This is a genomic window from Allobosea sp. BE125 (assembly GCF_031456075.1).
Taxonomy (GTDB): domain Bacteria; phylum Pseudomonadota; class Alphaproteobacteria; order Rhizobiales; family Beijerinckiaceae; genus Allobosea.
In genome coordinates, this window is record NZ_JAVDTY010000004.1 from 281,747 (window position 1) to 299,751 (window position 18,005).

The 18,005-nt window shown below is 66.7% G+C and carries 14 protein-coding genes; 8 read left to right on the plus strand and 6 right to left on the minus strand.

Annotated features, from left to right (window positions below; translation table 11 throughout):
* Window positions 1-9 precede the first annotated feature (9 nt).
* From J2Y55_RS12110 to J2Y55_RS12120, 3 genes are all read left to right on the plus strand, one after another.
* Window positions 10-870, plus strand: a complete 861-nt coding sequence (locus J2Y55_RS12110; RefSeq protein WP_310152841.1) for an SDR family oxidoreductase — start codon at window positions 10-12, stop codon at window positions 868-870.
* A gap of 101 nt (window positions 871-971) precedes the next feature.
* Complete coding sequence (locus J2Y55_RS12115) at window positions 972-1,961, plus strand: magnesium transporter CorA family protein (RefSeq protein WP_310152844.1); 990 nt, start codon at window positions 972-974, stop codon at window positions 1,959-1,961.
* A gap of 362 nt (window positions 1,962-2,323) precedes the next feature.
* Complete coding sequence (locus J2Y55_RS12120) at window positions 2,324-2,803, plus strand: hypothetical protein (protein WP_310152847.1); 480 nt, start codon at window positions 2,324-2,326, stop codon at window positions 2,801-2,803.
* 57 nt (window positions 2,804-2,860) lie between these two features.
* On the opposite strand, the gene J2Y55_RS12125 is transcribed toward J2Y55_RS12120, so the two are convergent.
* Window positions 2,861-3,907, minus strand: coding sequence for a cysteine synthase A (locus J2Y55_RS12125; protein ID WP_310152850.1), 1,047 nt, complete (start codon window positions 3,905-3,907; stop codon window positions 2,861-2,863).
* Between the two features lie 143 nt (window positions 3,908-4,050).
* Here J2Y55_RS12125 and J2Y55_RS12130 point away from each other — a divergent pair, with 143 nt between their 5' ends.
* On the plus strand, window positions 4,051-5,289 hold the full coding sequence (locus tag J2Y55_RS12130) for a class I SAM-dependent RNA methyltransferase (protein WP_310152853.1): 1,239 nt from the start codon (window positions 4,051-4,053) through the stop codon (window positions 5,287-5,289).
* A gap of 14 nt (window positions 5,290-5,303) precedes the next feature.
* Window positions 5,304-6,710, plus strand: coding sequence for an FAD-binding oxidoreductase (locus J2Y55_RS12135; protein WP_310152855.1), 1,407 nt, complete (start codon window positions 5,304-5,306; stop codon window positions 6,708-6,710).
* 236 nt (window positions 6,711-6,946) lie between these two features.
* Here the strand turns inward: J2Y55_RS12135 and J2Y55_RS12140 are convergent, their stop codons facing one another.
* The 3 genes from J2Y55_RS12140 to J2Y55_RS12150 all read right to left on the minus strand — a co-directional run bounded on the left by J2Y55_RS12140 (window position 6,947) and on the right by J2Y55_RS12150 (window position 11,237).
* Window positions 6,947-8,128, minus strand: a complete 1,182-nt coding sequence (locus J2Y55_RS12140; protein WP_310152858.1) for a MalY/PatB family protein — start codon at window positions 8,126-8,128, stop codon at window positions 6,947-6,949.
* Window positions 8,129-8,809: 681 nt separating this feature from the next.
* Window positions 8,810-10,408, minus strand: a complete 1,599-nt coding sequence (locus J2Y55_RS12145; RefSeq protein WP_310152861.1) for a gamma-glutamyltransferase family protein — start codon at window positions 10,406-10,408, stop codon at window positions 8,810-8,812.
* 64 nt (window positions 10,409-10,472) lie between these two features.
* Window positions 10,473-11,237 (minus strand): SOS response-associated peptidase, encoded by a 765-nt coding sequence (locus J2Y55_RS12150; protein WP_310152864.1) that lies wholly within the window; start codon window positions 11,235-11,237, stop codon window positions 10,473-10,475.
* 89 nt (window positions 11,238-11,326) lie between these two features.
* Here J2Y55_RS12150 and J2Y55_RS12155 point away from each other — a divergent pair, with 89 nt between their 5' ends.
* Window positions 11,327-11,827 carry a hypothetical protein gene (locus tag J2Y55_RS12155; RefSeq protein WP_310152868.1) on the plus strand — a complete coding sequence of 167 codons (501 nt, stop codon included), beginning with the start codon at window positions 11,327-11,329 and terminating at the stop codon, window positions 11,825-11,827.
* A gap of 138 nt (window positions 11,828-11,965) precedes the next feature.
* Here J2Y55_RS12155 and J2Y55_RS12160 read toward each other — a convergent pair whose 3' ends face one another.
* Both J2Y55_RS12160 and dxs read right to left on the minus strand, forming a co-directional pair.
* On the minus strand, window positions 11,966-12,691 hold the full coding sequence (locus tag J2Y55_RS12160) for a TlyA family RNA methyltransferase (protein WP_310152872.1): 726 nt from the start codon (window positions 12,689-12,691) through the stop codon (window positions 11,966-11,968).
* 19 nt (window positions 12,692-12,710) lie between these two features.
* Window positions 12,711-14,624 carry a 1-deoxy-D-xylulose-5-phosphate synthase gene (gene dxs / locus J2Y55_RS12165; RefSeq protein ID WP_310152875.1) on the minus strand — a complete coding sequence of 638 codons (1,914 nt, stop codon included), beginning with the start codon at window positions 14,622-14,624 and terminating at the stop codon, window positions 12,711-12,713.
* Window positions 14,625-14,816: 192 nt separating this feature from the next.
* Between dxs and J2Y55_RS12170 the strand changes: the two genes are divergently transcribed.
* The gene (locus tag J2Y55_RS12170; RefSeq protein WP_310152879.1) at window positions 14,817-16,466 is read left to right on the plus strand and encodes an ABC transporter substrate-binding protein; all 1,650 of its coding nucleotides are present in this window, start codon (window positions 14,817-14,819) and stop codon (window positions 16,464-16,466) included.
* 4 nt (window positions 16,467-16,470) lie between these two features.
* Window positions 16,471-17,883 carry an amidase gene (locus tag J2Y55_RS12175; protein ID WP_310152882.1) on the plus strand — a complete coding sequence of 471 codons (1,413 nt, stop codon included), beginning with the start codon at window positions 16,471-16,473 and terminating at the stop codon, window positions 17,881-17,883.
* Window positions 17,884-18,005 lie beyond the last annotated feature (122 nt).

Here is an 18,005-nt window from a genome sequence, read left to right on the forward strand (position 1 = left end):
AGGTCAGTCATGTCGCTCAAGAACAAGACGCTGTTCATCACTGGCGGCTCGCGCGGCATCGGGCTCGCCATCGCGCTCAAGGCCGCGCGCGACGGCGCCAATGTCACCATCGCCGCCAAGACGGCCGAGCCGCATCCCAAGCTCGCGGGCACGATCTATACCGCCGCCGCCGAGATCGAGGCGGCCGGCGGGCAATGCCTGCCGCTGATGGTCGATGTCCGCGACGAGGCGAGCGTGGCCGGCGCCATCGCCAAGACGGCGGAGCGCTTCGGCGGCATCGACATCGTCGTGAACAATGCCAGCGCGATCTCGCTGACCAACACGCAGATGACCGACATGAAGCGCTTCGATCTGATGCAGCAGATCAACACGCGCGGCACCTTCATGGTCTCGAAATACGCGATTCCGCATCTGGAGAAGGCGGAGAACCCGCATATCCTGATGCTCTCGCCGCCGCTCGACCTGGCGATGCGCTGGTTTGCGCCGCATCTGGCCTATTCGATCGCCAAATACGGCATGAGCCTGTGCGTGCTCGGCCTCGCCGGCGAGCTCGCGCCGAAGGGCATCGCCGTCAACGCGCTCTGGCCGCGCACGACGATCGCGACCGCGGCGGTGCAGAACCTGCTCGGCGGCGACAAGATGGTGCAGGCGAGCCGCACGCCGGAGATCCTCGCCGACGCCGCTCATCTGATCTTCGGCAAGCCGGCGCGCGAATTCTCGGGCCAGTTCCTGATCGATGACAGCTTCCTGGCAAGCGAAGGCGTCACCGACTTCATGCCCTATCGCGTCGACCCCTCCGTGCCCTTGATGCCGGACTTCTTCGTGCCGGCCGCGAGCAAGCCGCCCGAGGGCGTCAAGGGCGGGATGTGAAGGACGCGCGCGCGGGCTGTCATCGGTTTGACATGATGGAGCGCTTGGGGTTCTTGCGGCGCAGCAAAGGGCTTGCTCGCCGCAGCTGAAAGTCGCCTGCCATGCTCCTGATCCACAATGTCTGTCCCGATCACGGCGACCGCCTGATTCGCCGCACATTGACGACGGACGAGCCGATCCCGAAAGGCGCGGTCTGGATCGACCTGCTCAAGCCGACCTCGCTCGAGGACAAGAAGATCGAGGCCCATCTCGGCATCTCGATCCCGACCCGCGAGGAGATGCACGACCTCGAGCCCTCCGAGATCATCTATACCGAGAACGGCGCGCATTACATGACGGCGCGGGTCATCTGCCAGTCGGAGACCGACGTCCCCAAGCTCGCCGACGTCACCTTCATCCTGACCGAGGCGGCGCTGGTCACGGTGCGCTATGACGAGCCCGGCGCCTTCGGCATCTTCCTCAACCGCGCGACCAAGCCCGATGGCTGCGGCATGGAGCCAGCCGCCGTGCTGGAAGGGCTGATCGAGGCGATCGTCGACCGCGCCGCCGAGGTCCTGCGCGGCGTCGGCGACAGGATCGACGCCCGTTCGCGGCAGATTTTTGACGGCAAGAGCTCGGATGTCGAGCAGGGCGGCGCCTATCAGGCCGTGATCCGCAAGATCGGCCAGTACGAGCACCTCATCTCCAATGTGCGCGAGAGCATGGTCTCGGTGGAGCGCGTGCTGTTGTTCCTCTCGGCCAATTTCAAGCGCTCCAAGAAATCGGCCAGCGCGATCACGCCGGAATGGCGCTCGGCGATCCGCGACGTCCAGGCGATCGAGGAACACGCCACCTTCATCTCCAGCAAGCTGCAATTTATGCTCGATGCGACGCTCGGCCTCGTCGGGCTGGAGCAGAACAAGATCATCAAGCTGTTCTCGGTCGTCGCGGTGGTGCTGATGCCGCCGACCCTGATCGCCTCGATCTACGGCATGAACTTCAAGGCGATGCCGGAGCTCGAATGGGCCCATGGCTACCCGATGGCGCTGGCGATGATGGTCGTCTTCGCGATCCTGCCCTACCTGTTCTTCCGCTGGAAGAAGTGGCTGTAGCGAGGCCGTCCTTTCTTGGAGGGTGGTTGAAACCTCCCTCAGCCCTCATCCTGAGGAGCCATGCCTTAGGCATGGCTCTCGAAGGATGCGCGTCGAGGCTCCAGAACCTCCTGAACCATCCTTCGAGACGCCGCTTCGCGGCTCCTCAGGATGAGGGCTCAAGTCTCAATTGGCCTCTTTGAAATGCGCCATCATCCCGGGCCTCCGCGCAACCAGGACAGCCACGCAAGCAGCATCCTTGCAAAGATTCGTGTTGACGCCGGCCAGGCGTGAGCTTGTGCCCACGCGCTTGCATGGCAAGCGTTGCCGCAGCTTCGCGCGCTGTGGCGGAAGCCAAGAACGATTCGGACGAGTTTATGAGAATGCTTCTGGCCGCGGCCGCTCTGTTGAGCCTGTTCGCGACGAACGCCTGTGCCCGCAATGTCGCGGTCCCGGACAAGAATCCGGCTGTGACGATCACGGTGCCCGATAGCTGGGAGACCGATGCGATCACCTATGGCTATTCCGCCCGGTCTCCGGACAAGGACATCTTCTTCTCCGTCGAGTTCGCCAGCGCCCGTGATGTCGGCAGGATGATCGACAACAACGCGGCCTGGATGAAGGAAAACAACATCAAGGATGTGCCGCCCAAGAAGGTGGAAACGCCCTTCAACGGCATCCCGGCGACGATCTTCCAGTTCGAGACGAGCGACGATAGCGGCCCGACCACCGTCGAGCTCATCCTGCTGCCGGCCGGCAAGAACCGCGTGATCATGCTGACGCTCTGGGGCTCGGACGCGGAACGCACCAAGCATGGCGCGGCGATCGATACGATCATGAGCAGCGTCAAGGCCATCCAGTAATCGCGCTAGAAGCGTCTTCTTCACGCGAGCCGGTGTCGGGCTTCGCTCGAAGATGCGCTATCCGAGCACGCGCGCCATCACGTCTTTCAGGCCCGCATCGCCCCGCTCCAGCCAGGCCGGCGTCGGCAGACCCTTCGAGCGCAGGAAATCGGGATTGAACAGCTTCGACTGATAGCGCGTGCCGTAATCGCAGAGGATGGTCACGATGGTGTGGCCAGGGCCCATCTGCTTTGCCAGCCGGATCGCGCCGGCGACATTGATGCCCGAGGAGCCGCCCAGGCACAGGCCCTCATGCTCGAGGAGGTCGAAGACGACAGGCACTGCTTCGCTGTCGGGGATCTGGAAGGAAACGTCGATCGGCGCGCCCTCCAGGTTCTTGGTGATCCGACCCTGGCCGATGCCCTCGGTGATCGAGGAGCCTTCCGATTTGAGCTCGCCGGTGGTGTAGAAGGAATGCAGCGCCGCCCCGAGCGGATCGGCGAGGCCGATCGTGATCTTCGGGTTGAAGCCCTTCAGCGCGATGCCGACGCCGGCCAGCGTCCCGCCCGAGCCGACGGCGCAGATGAAGCCGTCGACCTTGCCCTGCGTCTGCGCCCAGATCTCCGGGCCGGTCGTCTCGATATGGCCCTGGCGGTTGGCGGTATTGTCGAATTGGTTCGCCCAGATCGCGCCATTGGGCTCGGTCTTCGCCAGCTCTTCGGCGAGGCGGCCCGAGACCTTCACATAATTGTTGGGGTTGACGTAGCCGACAGCCGGTACCTCGACCAGCGTCGCGCCGGCCAGCCGCAGCATGTCCTTCTTTTCCTGGCTCTGCGTCTCCGGGATCACGATCACCGAGCGGTAGCCGAGCGCATTGCCGACGAGCGCGATGCCGATGCCCGTATTGCCGGCCGTGCCCTCGACGATGACGCCACCCGGCCGCAACGTGCCGCGCCGTTCGGCGTCGCGGATGATGGCGAGCGCGGCGCGGTCCTTGACCGACTGGCCGGGATTCATGAATTCGGCCTTGCCGAGGATGGTGCAGCCGGTCTCGGCCGAGGCGCGCTTCAGTTTGATCAGCGGCGTATTGCCGATCGCCTCGATGACGCCGTCGCGGATGCTCATGTCGCGATTTCCCTGTTTGCCTCCGACCTGATAGGCGAAAGCGACGCTCAGGTCACCACGAGCCCACGCGCTCGGACAAGGTTGGAAGAATGCTCGCCGGAAGGAAGCCGCAGGAGAAGGAAAGCGCTGCAGGAGGGCTGGCGATGAATGAAACGCTCCTGATCGACCATCTCGGCCAGAAGGGCGACGGCGTCGCGAAGACGGCCAATGGGCCGGTCTTCGTGCCCTATGCGCTGCCGGGCGAGACCGTGCGCGTCGTCCGCGACGGCGATCGCGGCCAGCTCGTCGAGATCATCGCACCGGCGCAATCCCGCATCGCCGCGATCTGCCCGCTCTTCACCCGCTGCGGCGGCTGCGCTGCCCAGCATATGGAAGAGGGTCTCTACCGGAGCTGGAAGCGCCAGCAGGTCGTCACCGCGCTCGAGCGCGCCGGTGTCACGGCGCCCGTCGCCGATCTGGTCGACGCCCATGGCGCGGGCCGCCGTCGCGTCACCTTCCATGCCAGGCGCGAGGGGCCCGGCATGATGGTCGGCTTCATGGCGGCGCGCAGCCATGATCTCGTCGCGGTCGAGGCCTGCCCGGTCCTGGCGCCCGGCCTGGCGCGGGCTCCGGCTGTGGCGCAATTGCTGGCGAACCGGCTCGGCGGTTCCAACAAGCCGCTCGATCTGCAGGTCACCGCCTCGGATACCGGGCTCGATGTCGATATTCGCGGCCATGGCCCGGCCGGCGACAAGCTCCGGCTTTCACTGACGGAGGCGGCCGAGCGGCTCGATCTGGCCAGGCTGTCGATGCATGGCGAGATCATCGTCGAACGCCGATCCCCGCTCCAGACAATGGGCAAGGCGATGGTGGCGCCGGCTCCCGGCGGCTTCCTGCAGGCGACCACTTTGGGCGAGGAGAAGATTTCGGAGTTGGTCGTTGGGGCTCTGCCCAAGGCCAGGCGCGTCGCCGATCTTTTCGCCGGTTGCGGTCCCTTCAGCTTCCGCCTCGCTGGGAAGGCGCAGGTCCATGCCGTCGAAAGCGAGAAGGCGGCGATCCTGGCCCTGACGCGCGCGGCCGGCGCGACGCAAGGCCTCAAGCGGATCACCTCGGAAACCCGCGATCTGTTCCGGCGGCCCTTGCTGGAGCATGAGCTGAACGCCTTCGACGCAGTGGTGCTCGATCCGCCGCGCGCCGGCGCGGAAGCGCAGGCGAAGCGGCTTGCGGCCTCGAAGGTTGCCAGCGTCGTCTATGTCTCCTGCGATGTCGGCAGCTTTGCCCGCGACGCCGCGATCCTGATCGCGGGGGGATATGCGCTGGAGGGCGTCACGCCCATCGACCAGTTCCGCTATTCAGCCCATATCGAACTCGTCGGCCTGTTCAGGCGCGCCGGCAAGCGTTGAAGCCTGGAGACCTCATGAGCAGCGAAATCCTGGATCGGATGTCGGCGATTGTCGGCGCGAAGAACGTCATCACCGACGCTGACGCGATGGTGCCTTATCTCAAGGAATGGCGCGATCTGTTCCGCGGCAAGGCGCAAGCCATCGTCCGGCCCGCCTCGACCGACGAGGTCGTGGCGCTGGTCAAGCTTGCGGCTGCTACGGGTACGACGCTCGTGCCCCAGGGCGGCAATACCGGCCTCGTCGGCGGGCAGATCCCGGTGGCGGAGGGGCGCGAGATCATCCTCTCGCTGCAGCGCATGGACAGGATCCGCGCCGTCGATCCCGACAGCGACACCATGACCGTCGAGGCCGGGCTGACGCTGCAGAAGGCGCAGGAAGCGGCTGAGGCGGCCGGCCGGCTCTTCCCGCTCTCGCTGGCGTCTGAAGGCAGCTGCACCATCGGCGGCAATCTCTCGACCAATGCCGGCGGCACGGCGGTGCTGGCGTATGGCAATGCCCGCGAGCTTTGCATGGGGCTCGAGGTCGTGCTCGCCGATGGCCGGGTCTGGAACGGCTTGCGCCAGCTCCGCAAGGACAACACCGGCTACGACCTGAAGAACCTCTTCATCGGGGCGGAAGGCACGCTCGGCATCATCACGGCAGCCGTTTTGAAGCTCTTCCCGCTGCCCGCCGCGCGCGCCACGGCCTTCCTCGCCGTGCCCTCGCCCGACGAGGCGCTGGCGCTGCTCAACGCCGCCAAGGCCGGAGCCGGCGGCACGCTGACGACCTTCGAGATCCTCTCGCGCACCGGGCTCGATTTCGTGCTGCGCCATGCCTCGGGCGCGCGCGACCCGCTCTCGGAGCCCTCGCCCTGGTATGTGCTGATGGAGGTCTGCGCCCAGTCGGCCAGCGGGCTCGACGAGGCGGTCGAGACCTTCCTCGGCGAGGCGCTGGAAAAGGGGCTCGTGACGGACGCCGCGCTCGCTGGCTCCCTCAACCAGCGCAATGATTTCTGGAAGCTGCGGGAGATGCTCTCCGAGGTGCAGACCTATGAGGGCGGCTCCATCAAGCACGACGTCTCGGTGCCGCTGCATGCGGTGCCGGCCTTCATCGCCCGTGCCTCGGAAGCAGTTGTCGCGATGGTGCCCGGCTGCCGCCCGGTGCCTTTCGGCCATATGGGCGACGGCAACATCCACTTCAACGTCAGCCAGCCGGTGGGCGCCGACAAGCAGGCCTTCATCGACCGCTGGAGCGAGGTCAACCAGGCCGTCCACGCCATCGTCAGCGAGATGCATGGCTCGATCTCGGCCGAGCACGGCATCGGCCGCCTCAAGCGCGACCTGCTGCCGGGCGTCAAGGACCCGGTCGAACTCGCCTTGATGAAGACGCTGAAGGCGACGCTGGATCCGCAAGGGATCCTGAACCCGGGCGCGGTGGTTTAGGACGCTCTTCTCCGCTCGCGCGAGAAGAGAAAGAGCGCATCGGCAAGCGCGGGGAACCCTGTCCTTGCAAGAAGAGGGCAGGGTGAGGTGTAGGCCGTTTGACGCTTTGGCCGTGAGCTCACCGCTGCTTTGCCGTGATGTTGGCGCTCGACTGGTCCAGGGGCTACACCTCACCCCTGCCCCTCTCCTTACAGGAGAGGGGTTCCCCGAGCCTTTCTTGTCCCTCGACCACCCCGCTATTGCAAATCAGCAAACGCGTCCTGCAGGCGTTCGACGGCTTCGGCGACGACGGCGCGCGGGGTTGCGAGGTTGAAGCGCAGGTAATTATCGCCGCCCAGCCCGAAGCTCGCACCGTGATTGGCGGCGATCCGGGCCTGCTTCTCGACGCGGGCGATGAATTCGGCCGGGGTCATGCCGGTCCCGCTGAAATCGACCCAGCCGAGATAGGTCGCTTCCAGCGCCATCGCGCTCAGGCCGGGAACCGCGCTGACGCCCTCGTCGAAGAGGCGCCGGTTGCCGTCGAGATAGGCGACCAGCGCATCGACCCAGGCCGCGCCCTCGGGGCTGTAAGCGGCTGTCGCCATGGCCATGCCGAAGGAGTTCGGGGAGATGCCGAGCGCATTCATCCGCGCCTGGAAGGGGCCGCGCAGCGCCTCATCGGGAATGATGACGTTGCCGATATGGCTGCCGGCGAGGTTGAAGGTCTTGGTCGTCGCCGTCATCATCACCAGGCGGTCGAGGATATCCGGTGCGGCGAGCGGCATCGCCGTATGGCGCTGCCCGGGCATGACCAGATCATGGTGGATCTCGTCGGAGACGAGGATGAGGTCGTGACGCTTGCAGAAATCGGCGATGGCGCGCAACTCGTCTGATGTCCAGACGCGCCCGCCCGGATTATGCGGCGAGCACAGGATCAGCATGCGCTCGCTGCCGGTCATGCGCGCATCCCAGCCGGGGATGTCGAGGACATAGCGCCCGTCCGCGAGCGCGAGCGGGCATTCGACGACGCGCCGGCCGGCAGCAGTGATGATGCGGGCGAAGGCGTGGTAGACCGGCGTCATCAGCACGATGCCGTCGCCGAGCTTGCTATAGGCCTCGACGCAGAGCGCGGTGCCGTTGACCAGCCCATGCGTGGTGAAGATCGCCTGCGGCTCGACCTCCCAGCCATGGCGGTTTTTCATCCACCAGCGGATGGCGTCGCGATAGGCCCGGTCATCACCGAAATAGCCGTAGACGCCGTGCCCGGCCATCGCCTCGACCGCCGCCTGCACGCAGGCCGGCGGCTGGAAATCCATGTCGGCCACCCACATGGCGATGCCGTCGGCGGCAGCTACGCCGAAATTCGCCTCCATCATGTCCCATTTCGCCGAATGCGTGCCGCGGCGGTCGATCAGCAAGTCGAAATTCGGCGTGGTCATGATGGGTCCCGGAGAAGAATTTGTTCGGATTGGCGGTGTAAGCGATTATAAAATTCTACACAGGCGAAAATTCGTAGACAGTTTATCTAGATGATGCGCGCGGAGTCACGGCCCGGCTGCTGAAACGGGCGGGGCGGGGGCATGTCGGCGACGCAGGGCGGCTGGTAGGGGAGTGCCGAATGACCCTTTTCTTGCCGAGATAGGCGCGGGGAATCCTCTCCCGTAGGGAGAGGGCAGGGTGAGGGGTCGGCCGTCTGACGCTTTGGCTATGACCTCACCGCTGCTCCATCGTCATTGCGAGCGCAGCGAAGCAATCCAGGAGGGCTCGCTCTACGTCCCCTGGATTGCTTCGCTGCGCTCGCAATGACGGCAATGACATCACGCAACTGGTCCAGGGGCCTACACCTCACCCCTGCCCCTCTCACTGAACCCGGGTATACCCGGGTTCAGCACTTGGAGTGTCGAAGTCGGGTATACCCGACTTCGATGCAGGAGAGGGCTTCCCCGCGCCCTTTCGTTATGGTCGAGCTTGTTCCTACCATCCACGTTTTGAGCCCGAATACAGGCCTTCAACGGTTCCGCCTGTCATCCGCGCCGTAAGACTTGGATGGTCGCCACAACGGCGACCAGGACGGGGAGGCTGCTTTCGACCCGAAGCGGACTCGGCGACAGTCCCCTCCCTCACACCGCCACGACATACCCATCCCGCCGCGGATCGGCCGCCCCGGTCAATACTCCGGTCTCCGGATCGCGCGCGACCGCCTGCATGCCGCCGCAGCGCATCGTCCAGCCGACATCGAAGGCCTCGATCGCGTGGCCGCGCCGCTGCAGTTCGGCGATCGTCTCCGGCGCGATGCGGTCCTCGGCCTGGATGAAGCGGCCGTCCCAGAGCCTGGCGCGCGGCGCCTCGATCGCCTCCTGCAAGGGCAGGGCGAAGTCGAGATATTGCACCATCGCCTGCGCTTGCGTCTGCATGATGCCGTAGCTGCCGGGCGTGCCGAGCGCGAGCACCGGCTTGCCGTCCCTCGTCGAGATGCTCGGCGACATGCACATCGGCAATTCCGAGCCGGCTTTCGAGCGGTTGGGGCTGCCGGTCTGGACGTCGGCCCAGTAGAGGAAGTTGTTGAGGCAAAGCCCCGTGCCCGGCACCACGATGCCGCTGCCGAAGGGCGCGCCCAGGCTGTTGGTGATGCAGATCAGGTTGCCATCAGTGTCGCCGACCGAAAACGAGGTGGTGTGGGCCGGGTCCTCGCCCTCCTGCGGCGTCCATTGCTCAGTCGGGCCGGTGATCGGTTTGCCGTCGCGCAGGCGCACCCGCAAGTGTTCGACGAAGGCGTCCGACATGATCTCGACGAGCTTTTCGGGCGAGGGGTTGTTGTGGGCGATGCGGATGCCGGCCGCGAGCCGGATGGCGCGATAGACCAGGTCGAGATGCTCCGGCCCGTCCTTGGGCAGGCTGGCGAGATCGAAGCCCTCGAGAATGCGCAGGGAGAGCAGGAACTGGAAGGCCTCGCAGGTCGGCGGCGGCACATGGATGTCCAGGCCGCGATAGGAGGCCGTCAACGGCTCGCGCCAGCGCGGCGCGACGGCCGCGAGATCGGCCATCGTCATCGTGCCGCCAAGCGAGGCGAGATGCGCGACGATGCGCTCGCCGAGCGCGCCGCGATAGAGATGGTCGGGGCCCTTCGCCGCGATCTCGGAGAGGGTGCGCGCCAGGTCGGTCTGGCGCAGCAGCGTGCCGAGCTTCACCGGGGCGCCATCGGGCAGATAGGCCTGGGCGAAGGCCGGATAGAGCTCGGGCCAGGCCTTGAGCACCGGCGCCTGCTCGTTGAACTCATCGACGCCGAACTCGGCGAGCGGGAAGCCGCCCTCAGCGAGTGCTATGGCCGGAGCCAGGATGTCACTTAGCGGCCTGCGGCCGTATTTCGTGGCGATCTCGCACCAGCCGGCGAGATTGCCCGGCATGGCGACGGAGAGCGCGCCGCGTTCGAGATCGGAGCGTTTGCTGAAGCGCTCGGCCGGGAAGCTCGCCTGGATCGGCGGCACGAAATCGAGCACCCGGATGCGGTTCTCGGCCGCGACCCACATCGTCGCCGAGCCCATGCCGAACAGGCTCGACATGAAGGGCTCGACCACGTTGAGCGCCGCTGCGGTTGCGGCGATGGCGTCAAAGGCGTTGCCGCCCTGGGCGAGCAGGCGCGCGCCGGCCTGCGCCGCCAGGGGATGGGCGGCGGCGACCATGCCGTGGCGGGAGCTCATCGTCGGGCGGCGGCCATGCATACGCATCATCCTTAGCTTCGTCACTGCCGGCGATCGGCTGTCTGATCAGACCACAATTCGCGTCCTAGAACAGGCTGCCTTGCCCCTCGTTTTCGGGGTTGCGAGTCGCCTTGCGCGCATGGCGCGCGGGGGCAGGGGTGGGCGCGACGGTCGAGGCGTCGAACGGCTCCTGGACCTGCGGGCCGTCATTGACGACCTTGTTCACGGCGGTGCCGATGCGCACCATCTCCAGCAGGTCCTCCGAGGGCGGGCGCAGCAGCGTCGCGGCCTCGTCGGGCGTGGCGGCAGGGTCGAGCCAGGCGTCATGGTCGCGGGGATCGAGGATCACCGGGCAGCGGTCATGGATCGCCGACATCAAGCCATTGGCCGGGCCGTTGACCAGGGCGACGGTGTCGATCTCCGAGCCGTCGGGCGAATGCCAGGTCTCCCAGAGCGCCGCAAAGGCGAACAGGCCGCGATCGGGTCGGCGGAACAGAAAGGCGTGGTTCTCCGATTGGCGGCCCTGGCCGGTGCGGTGCCATTCATAGAAGCCGTCGGCCGGCATCAGGCAGCGCCGGCGGATGAAGGCCGCGCGGAAGGACGGCTTTTCGCGCGCGCTCTCGCCCCGGACATTGATCACCAGCGGGAAGCTCTTCACATCCTTGACCCAGCCGGGGATGAAGCCCCAGCGCATCAGGATGAACTGGCGCACGCCCCCGTCCAGCCGCACCACCGGCACGGGTTGCGTCGGCGCGATGTTGTAGCGCGGCGGGAAGTTCGGCCGCTCGCCATAGGCGAAGAGCTTCTGCATCGCCTCGGGGGGCAGGGTGATGGCGTAGCGACCGCACATGGGGTGACAGATGTGGCGAGTGCGGCGGGCACGATCAACACTTTATTTGTCTTTGAACACGCATAGTCCCCGCATTCCCGGGGCTCTTGATGACCGTCTCTGCGATGCGAGCGCCGGCTGCTGCCGAGGATGACGTACCGGACATAGCGGCCGGACCTCATCTGTCGACCGACTATCTCAACCGCTACGGCGAAGCGCTGATGCTGATCGAGATGGCGCCGATGGATCTCGGTATCCTCGACGATCTCAAGGATTGGCGCGTCGTCGATTATCGCGGGCATTTCGAAGCGTCGCAATTGCGCTGCGCCGCTTCTGCGCTCCAGGCCTATGAGGCTCTCGATCCCGCGCGCAGACAGGCATTCGAAGAGCTCTGCCGCGCCATGAACCGGCTGATCGCGACGGTGACGGCGCTGCTGGGAGATCTGCGCGACGAACAGGAGGCATCGATCGTCGTCGAGGTCGCCAGCGAAGCGTTGCGCAGCCTGATCGGCCGGGCCACCCGGTTCATCAACGCCAACGGGCAGATCGATCTCGGCGGCATCGATACGCGCGGCCTCCAGAGCGAGATCGACGCGCTATTCGGGCGCTGACAATTACGAGCGCAGCGAAGCGGGGACCCGTCATTGCGAGGAGCGATAGCGACGAAGCAATCCAGAAGGTCTCGCTCGACGGCCCCTGGATTGCTTCGCTGCGCTCGCAATGACGGTTTAAGCCGTATCGACGGCGTGCTAGCCGCGCTTGGCGCCGATCAGGAATTCGCGGTTGCCGTCGCCGCCCTCGATCGGGGAGGGGGCGAGCCCCAGGATCGCGAAGCCGAGCCCTTCCAGCGTGGCGGTGACCTCGGCGCAGACGCGCTCATGCACGGCCTCGTCGCGCACGACGCCCTTCTTCAGCGCCGCCCGGCCGGCCTCGAATTGCGGCTTGATCAAGGCCGCGATCCCGGCCTCGGGAGCCAGCAGCGCAGCGACTGCGGGCAGGACGAGCTTGAGCGAGATGAAGCTGACATCGATCGCAGCCAGCGAAGGCGGCCCCGGCAGGTCCGACGGCGCGAGTTTGCGCACATCCTGCCCCTCCAGGCTGCGCACGCGGGGATGCTCCCGCAGCGAGGCGTGGAACTGCTCGCGGCCGACATCGACGGCGGTGACATGGGCGGCGCCGCGCTTCAGCAGGACGTCGGTGAAGCCGCCGGTCGAGGCGCCGACATCGAGGCAGATGCGGCCTTTGGGATCGAAGCCGAAGGCGTCGAGCGCGGCTGCAAGCTTGAGGCCGCCGCGCGAGACGTAAGGGTGGGGCGCCTCCGCCGTGACCTGCGCATTCGAGGCCAGCATCACCGATGCCTTGCGGACGACCGCGCCATCCGCCGTGACGAGGCCTGCCGCGATGGCGGCCTGCGCCCGCGCCCGGCTCTCGAAGATGCCGCGCTCGACGAGCAACTGGTCGGCCCGGATCTTCATGACGGCGCGCGAAACGCGCTCAGGCCCGTTTGATCGCGCTCGGGACGCCGAGCGCGCCTTCGACGGTGCGCACGATGCCCGCCGCGTCGAGCCCGGCCTGGGCGTACATCGCCTCGGGCTTGTCCTGGTCCTGGAAGATGTCGGGCAGGGTCAGGGTCCGGACCTTGAGCCCGCCATCGAGCATGCCGCTGCGCGCCAGGAGATGCAGCACATGGCTGCCGAAGCCACCGACCGAGCCTTCCTCGACCGTGACGAGGATCTCGTGCTCGCGGGCGAGCCGCAGGATCAGCGCCTCGTCGAGCGGTTTTGCGAAGCGCGCATCGACGACGCTGGTCGAAAGCCCGCGCTGGCCGAGCTGCTCTGCCGCCATCAGGCATTCCGCCAGCCTTGTGCCGAGCGAGAGCAGTGCGACGCGCGTACCCTCGCGCACCACGCGGCCGCGGCCGATCTCCAGCGGCACGCCGATCTGCGGGATCTCGACGCCGACGCCCTCGCCGCGCGGATAGCGCAGGGCGATCGGACCTTCGTCGAAGGCGGCCGCGGTCGCGACCATATGAGTCAGTTCGGCCTCATCCGCTGCGGCCATCACCACCATGTCGGGCAGGCAGGCGAGATAGGCGATGTCGAAAGCGCCCGCATGGGTCGCGCCATCCGCGCCGACGAGGCCGGCGCGGTCGAGCGCGAAGCGAACCGGCAGCTTCTGGATCGCGACGTCATGCACGACCTGATCATAGGCGCGCTGCAGGAAGGTCGAATAGATCGCGCAGAACGGCTTGTAGCCTTCCGTGGCGAGCCCGGCCGCGAAGGTGACCGCATGCTGCTCGGCAATGCCGACATCGAAGGTCCGGCCCGGAAATTCCTTGCCGAAGGCGTCGAGCCCGGTGCCCGAAGGCATGGCGGCGGTCACGGCGACGATCTTGTCGTCCTCGCGCGCGGCCTTGATCAGCGCGTTGCCGAAGACGGCGGTGTAGCTCGGCGCATTGGCCGGGGCCTTGGCCTGCTGGCCCGTGACCGGATCGAACTTGACCACGCCGTGATATTTGTCGGCGCTGGCTTCGGCGGGGGCATAACCCTTGCCCTTCTGCGTCACGACATGGACGAGGATCGGGCCGTTGCCGGCGTCGCGCACATTGCGCAGCACGGGCAGGAGATGGTCGAGATTATGCCCGTCGATCGGCCCGACATAGTAGAAGCCGAGTTCCTCGAACAGCGTGCCGCCGGTCCAGAACCCGCGCGCATATTCTTCCGTGCGCTTGGCCTTGTCGTGGAAGAAGCGCGGCAGCCGCTCGGCCAGATGCTTGGCGACCTCGCGCAGCGAGCGATAGGTCCGGCCCGAGACGAGCCTGGCGAGATAGGCCGACATCGCCCCCACTGGCGGGGCGATCGACATGTCGTTGTCGTTCAGGATGACGACGAGGCGCGAGCCGAGCGCACCGGCATTGTTCATCGCCTCATAGGCCATGCCGGCCGACATCGCGCCGTCGCCGATCACGGCGATGACATTGTTGGGCTTGCCCGCGAGATCGCGCGCGACCGCCATGCCGAGCCCGGCCGAGATCGAGGTCGAGGAATGCGCCGCGCCGAAAGGGTCGTATTCGCTCTCGGAGCGCTTGGTGAAGCCCGACAGGCCGCCGGGCTGGCGCAGCGTGCGGATGCGCTCGCGCCGGCCGGTCAGGATCTTGTGCGGATAGGCCTGGTGGCCGACATCCCAGATCAGCCGGTCGTCGGGCGTATTGAAGACGTGATGCAGCGCGACCGTGAGCTCGACCACGCCGAGCCCCGCACCGAGATGGCCGCCGGTAACGGAAACCGCGTCGATCGTCTCCAGCCGCAATTCATCGGCGAGCTGGCGCAATTCGCTCTCGGGGAGCTTGCGCAGATCCTGAGGCGTCTGAACGCGGTCGAGCAGCGGGGTGAAAGGGCGCTTGGTCACGGGTCTGGGTCTATCGCATCGGCATGGACCGACACAAGGGCGTCAAGGCGCGACGGATATGCACTCCCATTGCCCCTGACAGCCTCGAGCCTTGCCCGAATGCCGCTGGCCTGCAAATTGCGATTGGTGCGAGTGCGTTCGAGCTTTGGGTTCGCGCTTCCCCCGGCGAGAGCCGCCGCTCAAGGAGACGACATGCCGGAAAGCCGTTTTCGTTGGCCATGGATCGCCGCCCTTGCCCTTTTGAAACCGGCCTTGCGCGGCGCGCTCGCCGGCATCGGCTGCGCTCTGCTCGTTCCGCAAGCGGCCACGGCCCAGACTTTGCGCATCGCGATGACCGCCTCGGACATCCCGACCACGACCGGCATGCCCAATAACGGCTTCGAGGGCATGCGTTTCCTCGGCTACCCGGTCTTCGAGAGCCTGGTGCTCTGGGATCTGACGACGACCGACCGGCTCGCGCCGCTGCGTCCGGGCCTGGCCGAGCGTTGGGAGCAATCGCCCGACGACCCCAAGACATGGATCTTCCATCTGCGCCGCGGCGTGACCTTCCATGACGGCACCGCCTTCGACGCCGATGCGGTGATCTGGAACCTGGAGCGCTATTTCAACAAGGACGCCCCGCAATTCGAGCCGCCGGCGGCCGGAATCGTGCGGGCGCGTGCGCCGATCACGACGGGCTACCGCAAGCTCGACGCCATGACGGTGGCGATCACCACCGCGAGCCCGGCCTCCTATTATCCCTATATGGCGGCGCTGATCCTGTTCTCCTCGCCCGCTTCCTTCGAAAAGGCGGGGCGCGACTGGGCCAAGGTCGGGCTGGTCGGGTCGGCCGGAACCGGGCCTTTCCGGATCGGCAGCGTCGCTCCGCGCGAGCGGGTCGAGCTGATCCGCAATGACGGCTATTGGGACACAGCCAAGAAGGCCAAGCTCGAGAAAATCGTGCTGCAGCCGATCCCGGAAGCGAATGCGCGGCTCGCCGCCTTGCGCACCGGCCAGGTCGACTGGATCGAGGTGCCGCCCGCCGACGGCATCCCGTCGCTGAAGCAGGCCGGCTTTTCGATCGTCACCGGCTCCTACCCGCATGTCTGGCCGTGGTTCTACAGCATCGGCGCGACCAACAGCCCCTTCAAGGACGTGAAGGTCCGCCAGGCGCTGAACTACTGCATCGACCGCGCCGGCATCGTCGAACTGCTCAACGGCACGGCCGAGCCTGCGGTCGGCTGGCTCAAGGCGAACGATCCGGATTTCGGCAAGCCGGCGAACCGCTATGGCTTCGACCCCGCCAAGGGCAAGGCGCTGCTGGCGGAGGCCGGCTACACCGCGCAGAAGCCGCTCTCCTTCAAGGTGATGATCTCGACCTCGGGCTCCGGCCAGATGTCGCCGCTGCCGATGAACGAGTTCCTGCAGGCCAATCTCAAGGAGGCCTGCGGCGTCAATGTCGAGTTCGTCGTCTCGGAATGGCAGGTGCTGTTGAACAATATGCGCGCCTTGCCGGACGCGCCCGCCCTGAACGGCTCGCTGAGCCTGAACATCAGCTCGCCCTCATCGGATGTCGCGGTGATGGCGCGCTATTTCGCGGCCGCCGGCGCGCCGCCCAACGGCTTCAACTTCGCACAGTGGAAGGACGACGCCTTCGAGGCGGCCTTCGCGAAGCTGGCCGCCACGAACGATCCGAAGGTGGTCGCCGAGCAGACTGCCATCGCCCATGAGCGGCTCGTCGATAATCCGCCCTGGCTCTATATCGTCCACGACCTCAACCCGCGTGCGATGTCGGGCAAGGTCAAGGGCTTCGTCTCCCCGCAATCCTGGTTCGTCGACCTGACCCTCGTGAGCATGCAGTGATCCCATGAACGACGTCTCGCGCAGCCTCACCGACCTCGCCTTCCTGCCGGCCCATGTGCTGGCCCGCGAGATCGCCGCCAAAAGAGTGTCTCCCGTCGATGTCGTCGATGCGTTCCTGAAGCGCATCGACAAGTTCGAGCCGAAACTCCAATCCTTCGTCGCCGTCTACGGCATGGACGCCAGGCTCGCGGCCGAGGGGGCCGACAAGGCGATCCGCTCCGGCCATGCCGTCGGCCCGCTCCATGGCGTGCCGGTGGCGCTGAAGGATCTGATCGAGCTGGAGGGCCGCATCACCACCGGAGGCTCGGCGCACTGGCGCACGCGCCGCTCGACCGTGACCGCGACGATCGCCAGGCGCATGATCGCGCAGGGCATGATCGTGCTCGGCAAGACCCATACCGTCGAGTTCGCCTTCGGCGGTTGGGGCACCAACCAGCATATGGGCACGCCCTGGAACCCCTGGGACCCCGAACATGCGCGCACGCCCGGCGGCTCCAGCAACGGCTCGGGCGTGGCGGTGGCGGCGCGCCTCGCGCCCTGGGCGATCGGCACCGACACCGGCGGCTCGGTCCGCCTGCCGGCTTCCTTCTGCGGCCTGACCGGCCTCAAGCTCACCATCGGCCGGGCCTCGACCCATGGCATCCTGCCGCTTTCGACCTCGCTCGACACGCCGGGCCCGATGGCGCGCGACGTCGAGGATGCGGCCCTGCTCTACAATGTGCTGCAGGGGCCCGATCCGCTCGATCCCAATACGCGCGGCATCGCGGCGGCCGATCCGCTGCCGACCCTGAAGCGCGGCGTGCGGGGCCTGCGGCTCGGGCGGATGCCGGCCTCCGAGCGCGCGGGCTGCGCGGAGGAGGTGCTGGCGGCCTATGACCGCTCGCTCGAGACGCTGGCCGGGCTCGGCGCCGAGATCGTCGATGTCGTCCTGCCCTTCACCTTCAGCGATTTCACCAGGGCGCAAGCGATCCTGGAGGCGGAGGCCTATTTCAACGACGGCGCGATGGCCGATGACGCAGGCGTGGTGATGGACGATGCCGTCAGGGCCCGCGTGCTCGTCGGGGCCAGGGTCTCGGCCCAGGACTATCTCGCCACCAAGCGCCAGCAGGTCGAGTGCAAGGCCCTGATGGCGGCGGCGATGGCGGGCGTCGACGCGCTGCTGACGCCGAGCACGGCGATGGCGGCGATCAGGCTCGACGAGGTCGACCAGGACATGATGCCTTCGCGCTTCACCCGCTTCGGCAATTTCATGGAGATGTGTGCGCTCTCGCTGCCCAACGGCTTCACCACTGGTGGCCTGCCGCTCTCCTTGCAGATCTGCTGCCCGGGCTATGAGGAAGCGATGGCGCTGCGCATTGGCTACGCGCTGCAGCAGGCGACGGACTACCACAAGCGCGTGCCGGCGATGGTGGCGTAGGGATTACCAACCTAGCTCTGAAACGCGCCGTCATCCTGGGTTTCGCCCTCGGGTCCGATCTTCGATCGGCCCAAGGATAAACTCAGCGAAATCCCGGGCTCCATCGGAGGGCTCGGCGCTCT

What these genes read in the sequence shown, in the direction of transcription:
- J2Y55_RS12135 (WP_310152855.1), top strand. Translation starts at nt 5,304, where the DNA reads ATGAGCAGCGAAATCCTGGATCGGATGTCGGCGATTGTCGGCGCGAAG.
- J2Y55_RS12145 (WP_310152861.1), bottom strand. Translation starts at nt 10,408, where the DNA reads ATGCATGGCCGCCGCCCGACGATGAGCTCCCGCCACGGCATGGTCGCC.
- J2Y55_RS12150 (WP_310152864.1), bottom strand. Translation starts at nt 11,237, where the DNA reads ATGTGCGGTCGCTACGCCATCACCCTGCCCCCCGAGGCGATGCAGAAG.
- J2Y55_RS12130 (WP_310152853.1), top strand. Translation starts at nt 4,051, where the DNA reads ATGAATGAAACGCTCCTGATCGACCATCTCGGCCAGAAGGGCGACGGC.
- J2Y55_RS12115 (WP_310152844.1), top strand. Translation starts at nt 972, where the DNA reads ATGCTCCTGATCCACAATGTCTGTCCCGATCACGGCGACCGCCTGATT.
- J2Y55_RS12125 (WP_310152850.1), bottom strand. Translation starts at nt 3,907, where the DNA reads ATGAGCATCCGCGACGGCGTCATCGAGGCGATCGGCAATACGCCGCTG.
- J2Y55_RS12155 (WP_310152868.1), top strand. Translation starts at nt 11,327, where the DNA reads ATGACCGTCTCTGCGATGCGAGCGCCGGCTGCTGCCGAGGATGACGTA.
- J2Y55_RS12120 (WP_310152847.1), top strand. Translation starts at nt 2,324, where the DNA reads ATGCTTCTGGCCGCGGCCGCTCTGTTGAGCCTGTTCGCGACGAACGCC.
- J2Y55_RS12175 (WP_310152882.1), top strand. Translation starts at nt 16,471, where the DNA reads ATGAACGACGTCTCGCGCAGCCTCACCGACCTCGCCTTCCTGCCGGCC.
- J2Y55_RS12170 (WP_310152879.1), top strand. Translation starts at nt 14,817, where the DNA reads ATGCCGGAAAGCCGTTTTCGTTGGCCATGGATCGCCGCCCTTGCCCTT.
- J2Y55_RS12110 (WP_310152841.1), top strand. Translation starts at nt 10, where the DNA reads ATGTCGCTCAAGAACAAGACGCTGTTCATCACTGGCGGCTCGCGCGGC.
- J2Y55_RS12160 (WP_310152872.1), bottom strand. Translation starts at nt 12,691, where the DNA reads ATGAAGATCCGGGCCGACCAGTTGCTCGTCGAGCGCGGCATCTTCGAG.
- J2Y55_RS12140 (WP_310152858.1), bottom strand. Translation starts at nt 8,128, where the DNA reads ATGACCACGCCGAATTTCGACTTGCTGATCGACCGCCGCGGCACGCAT.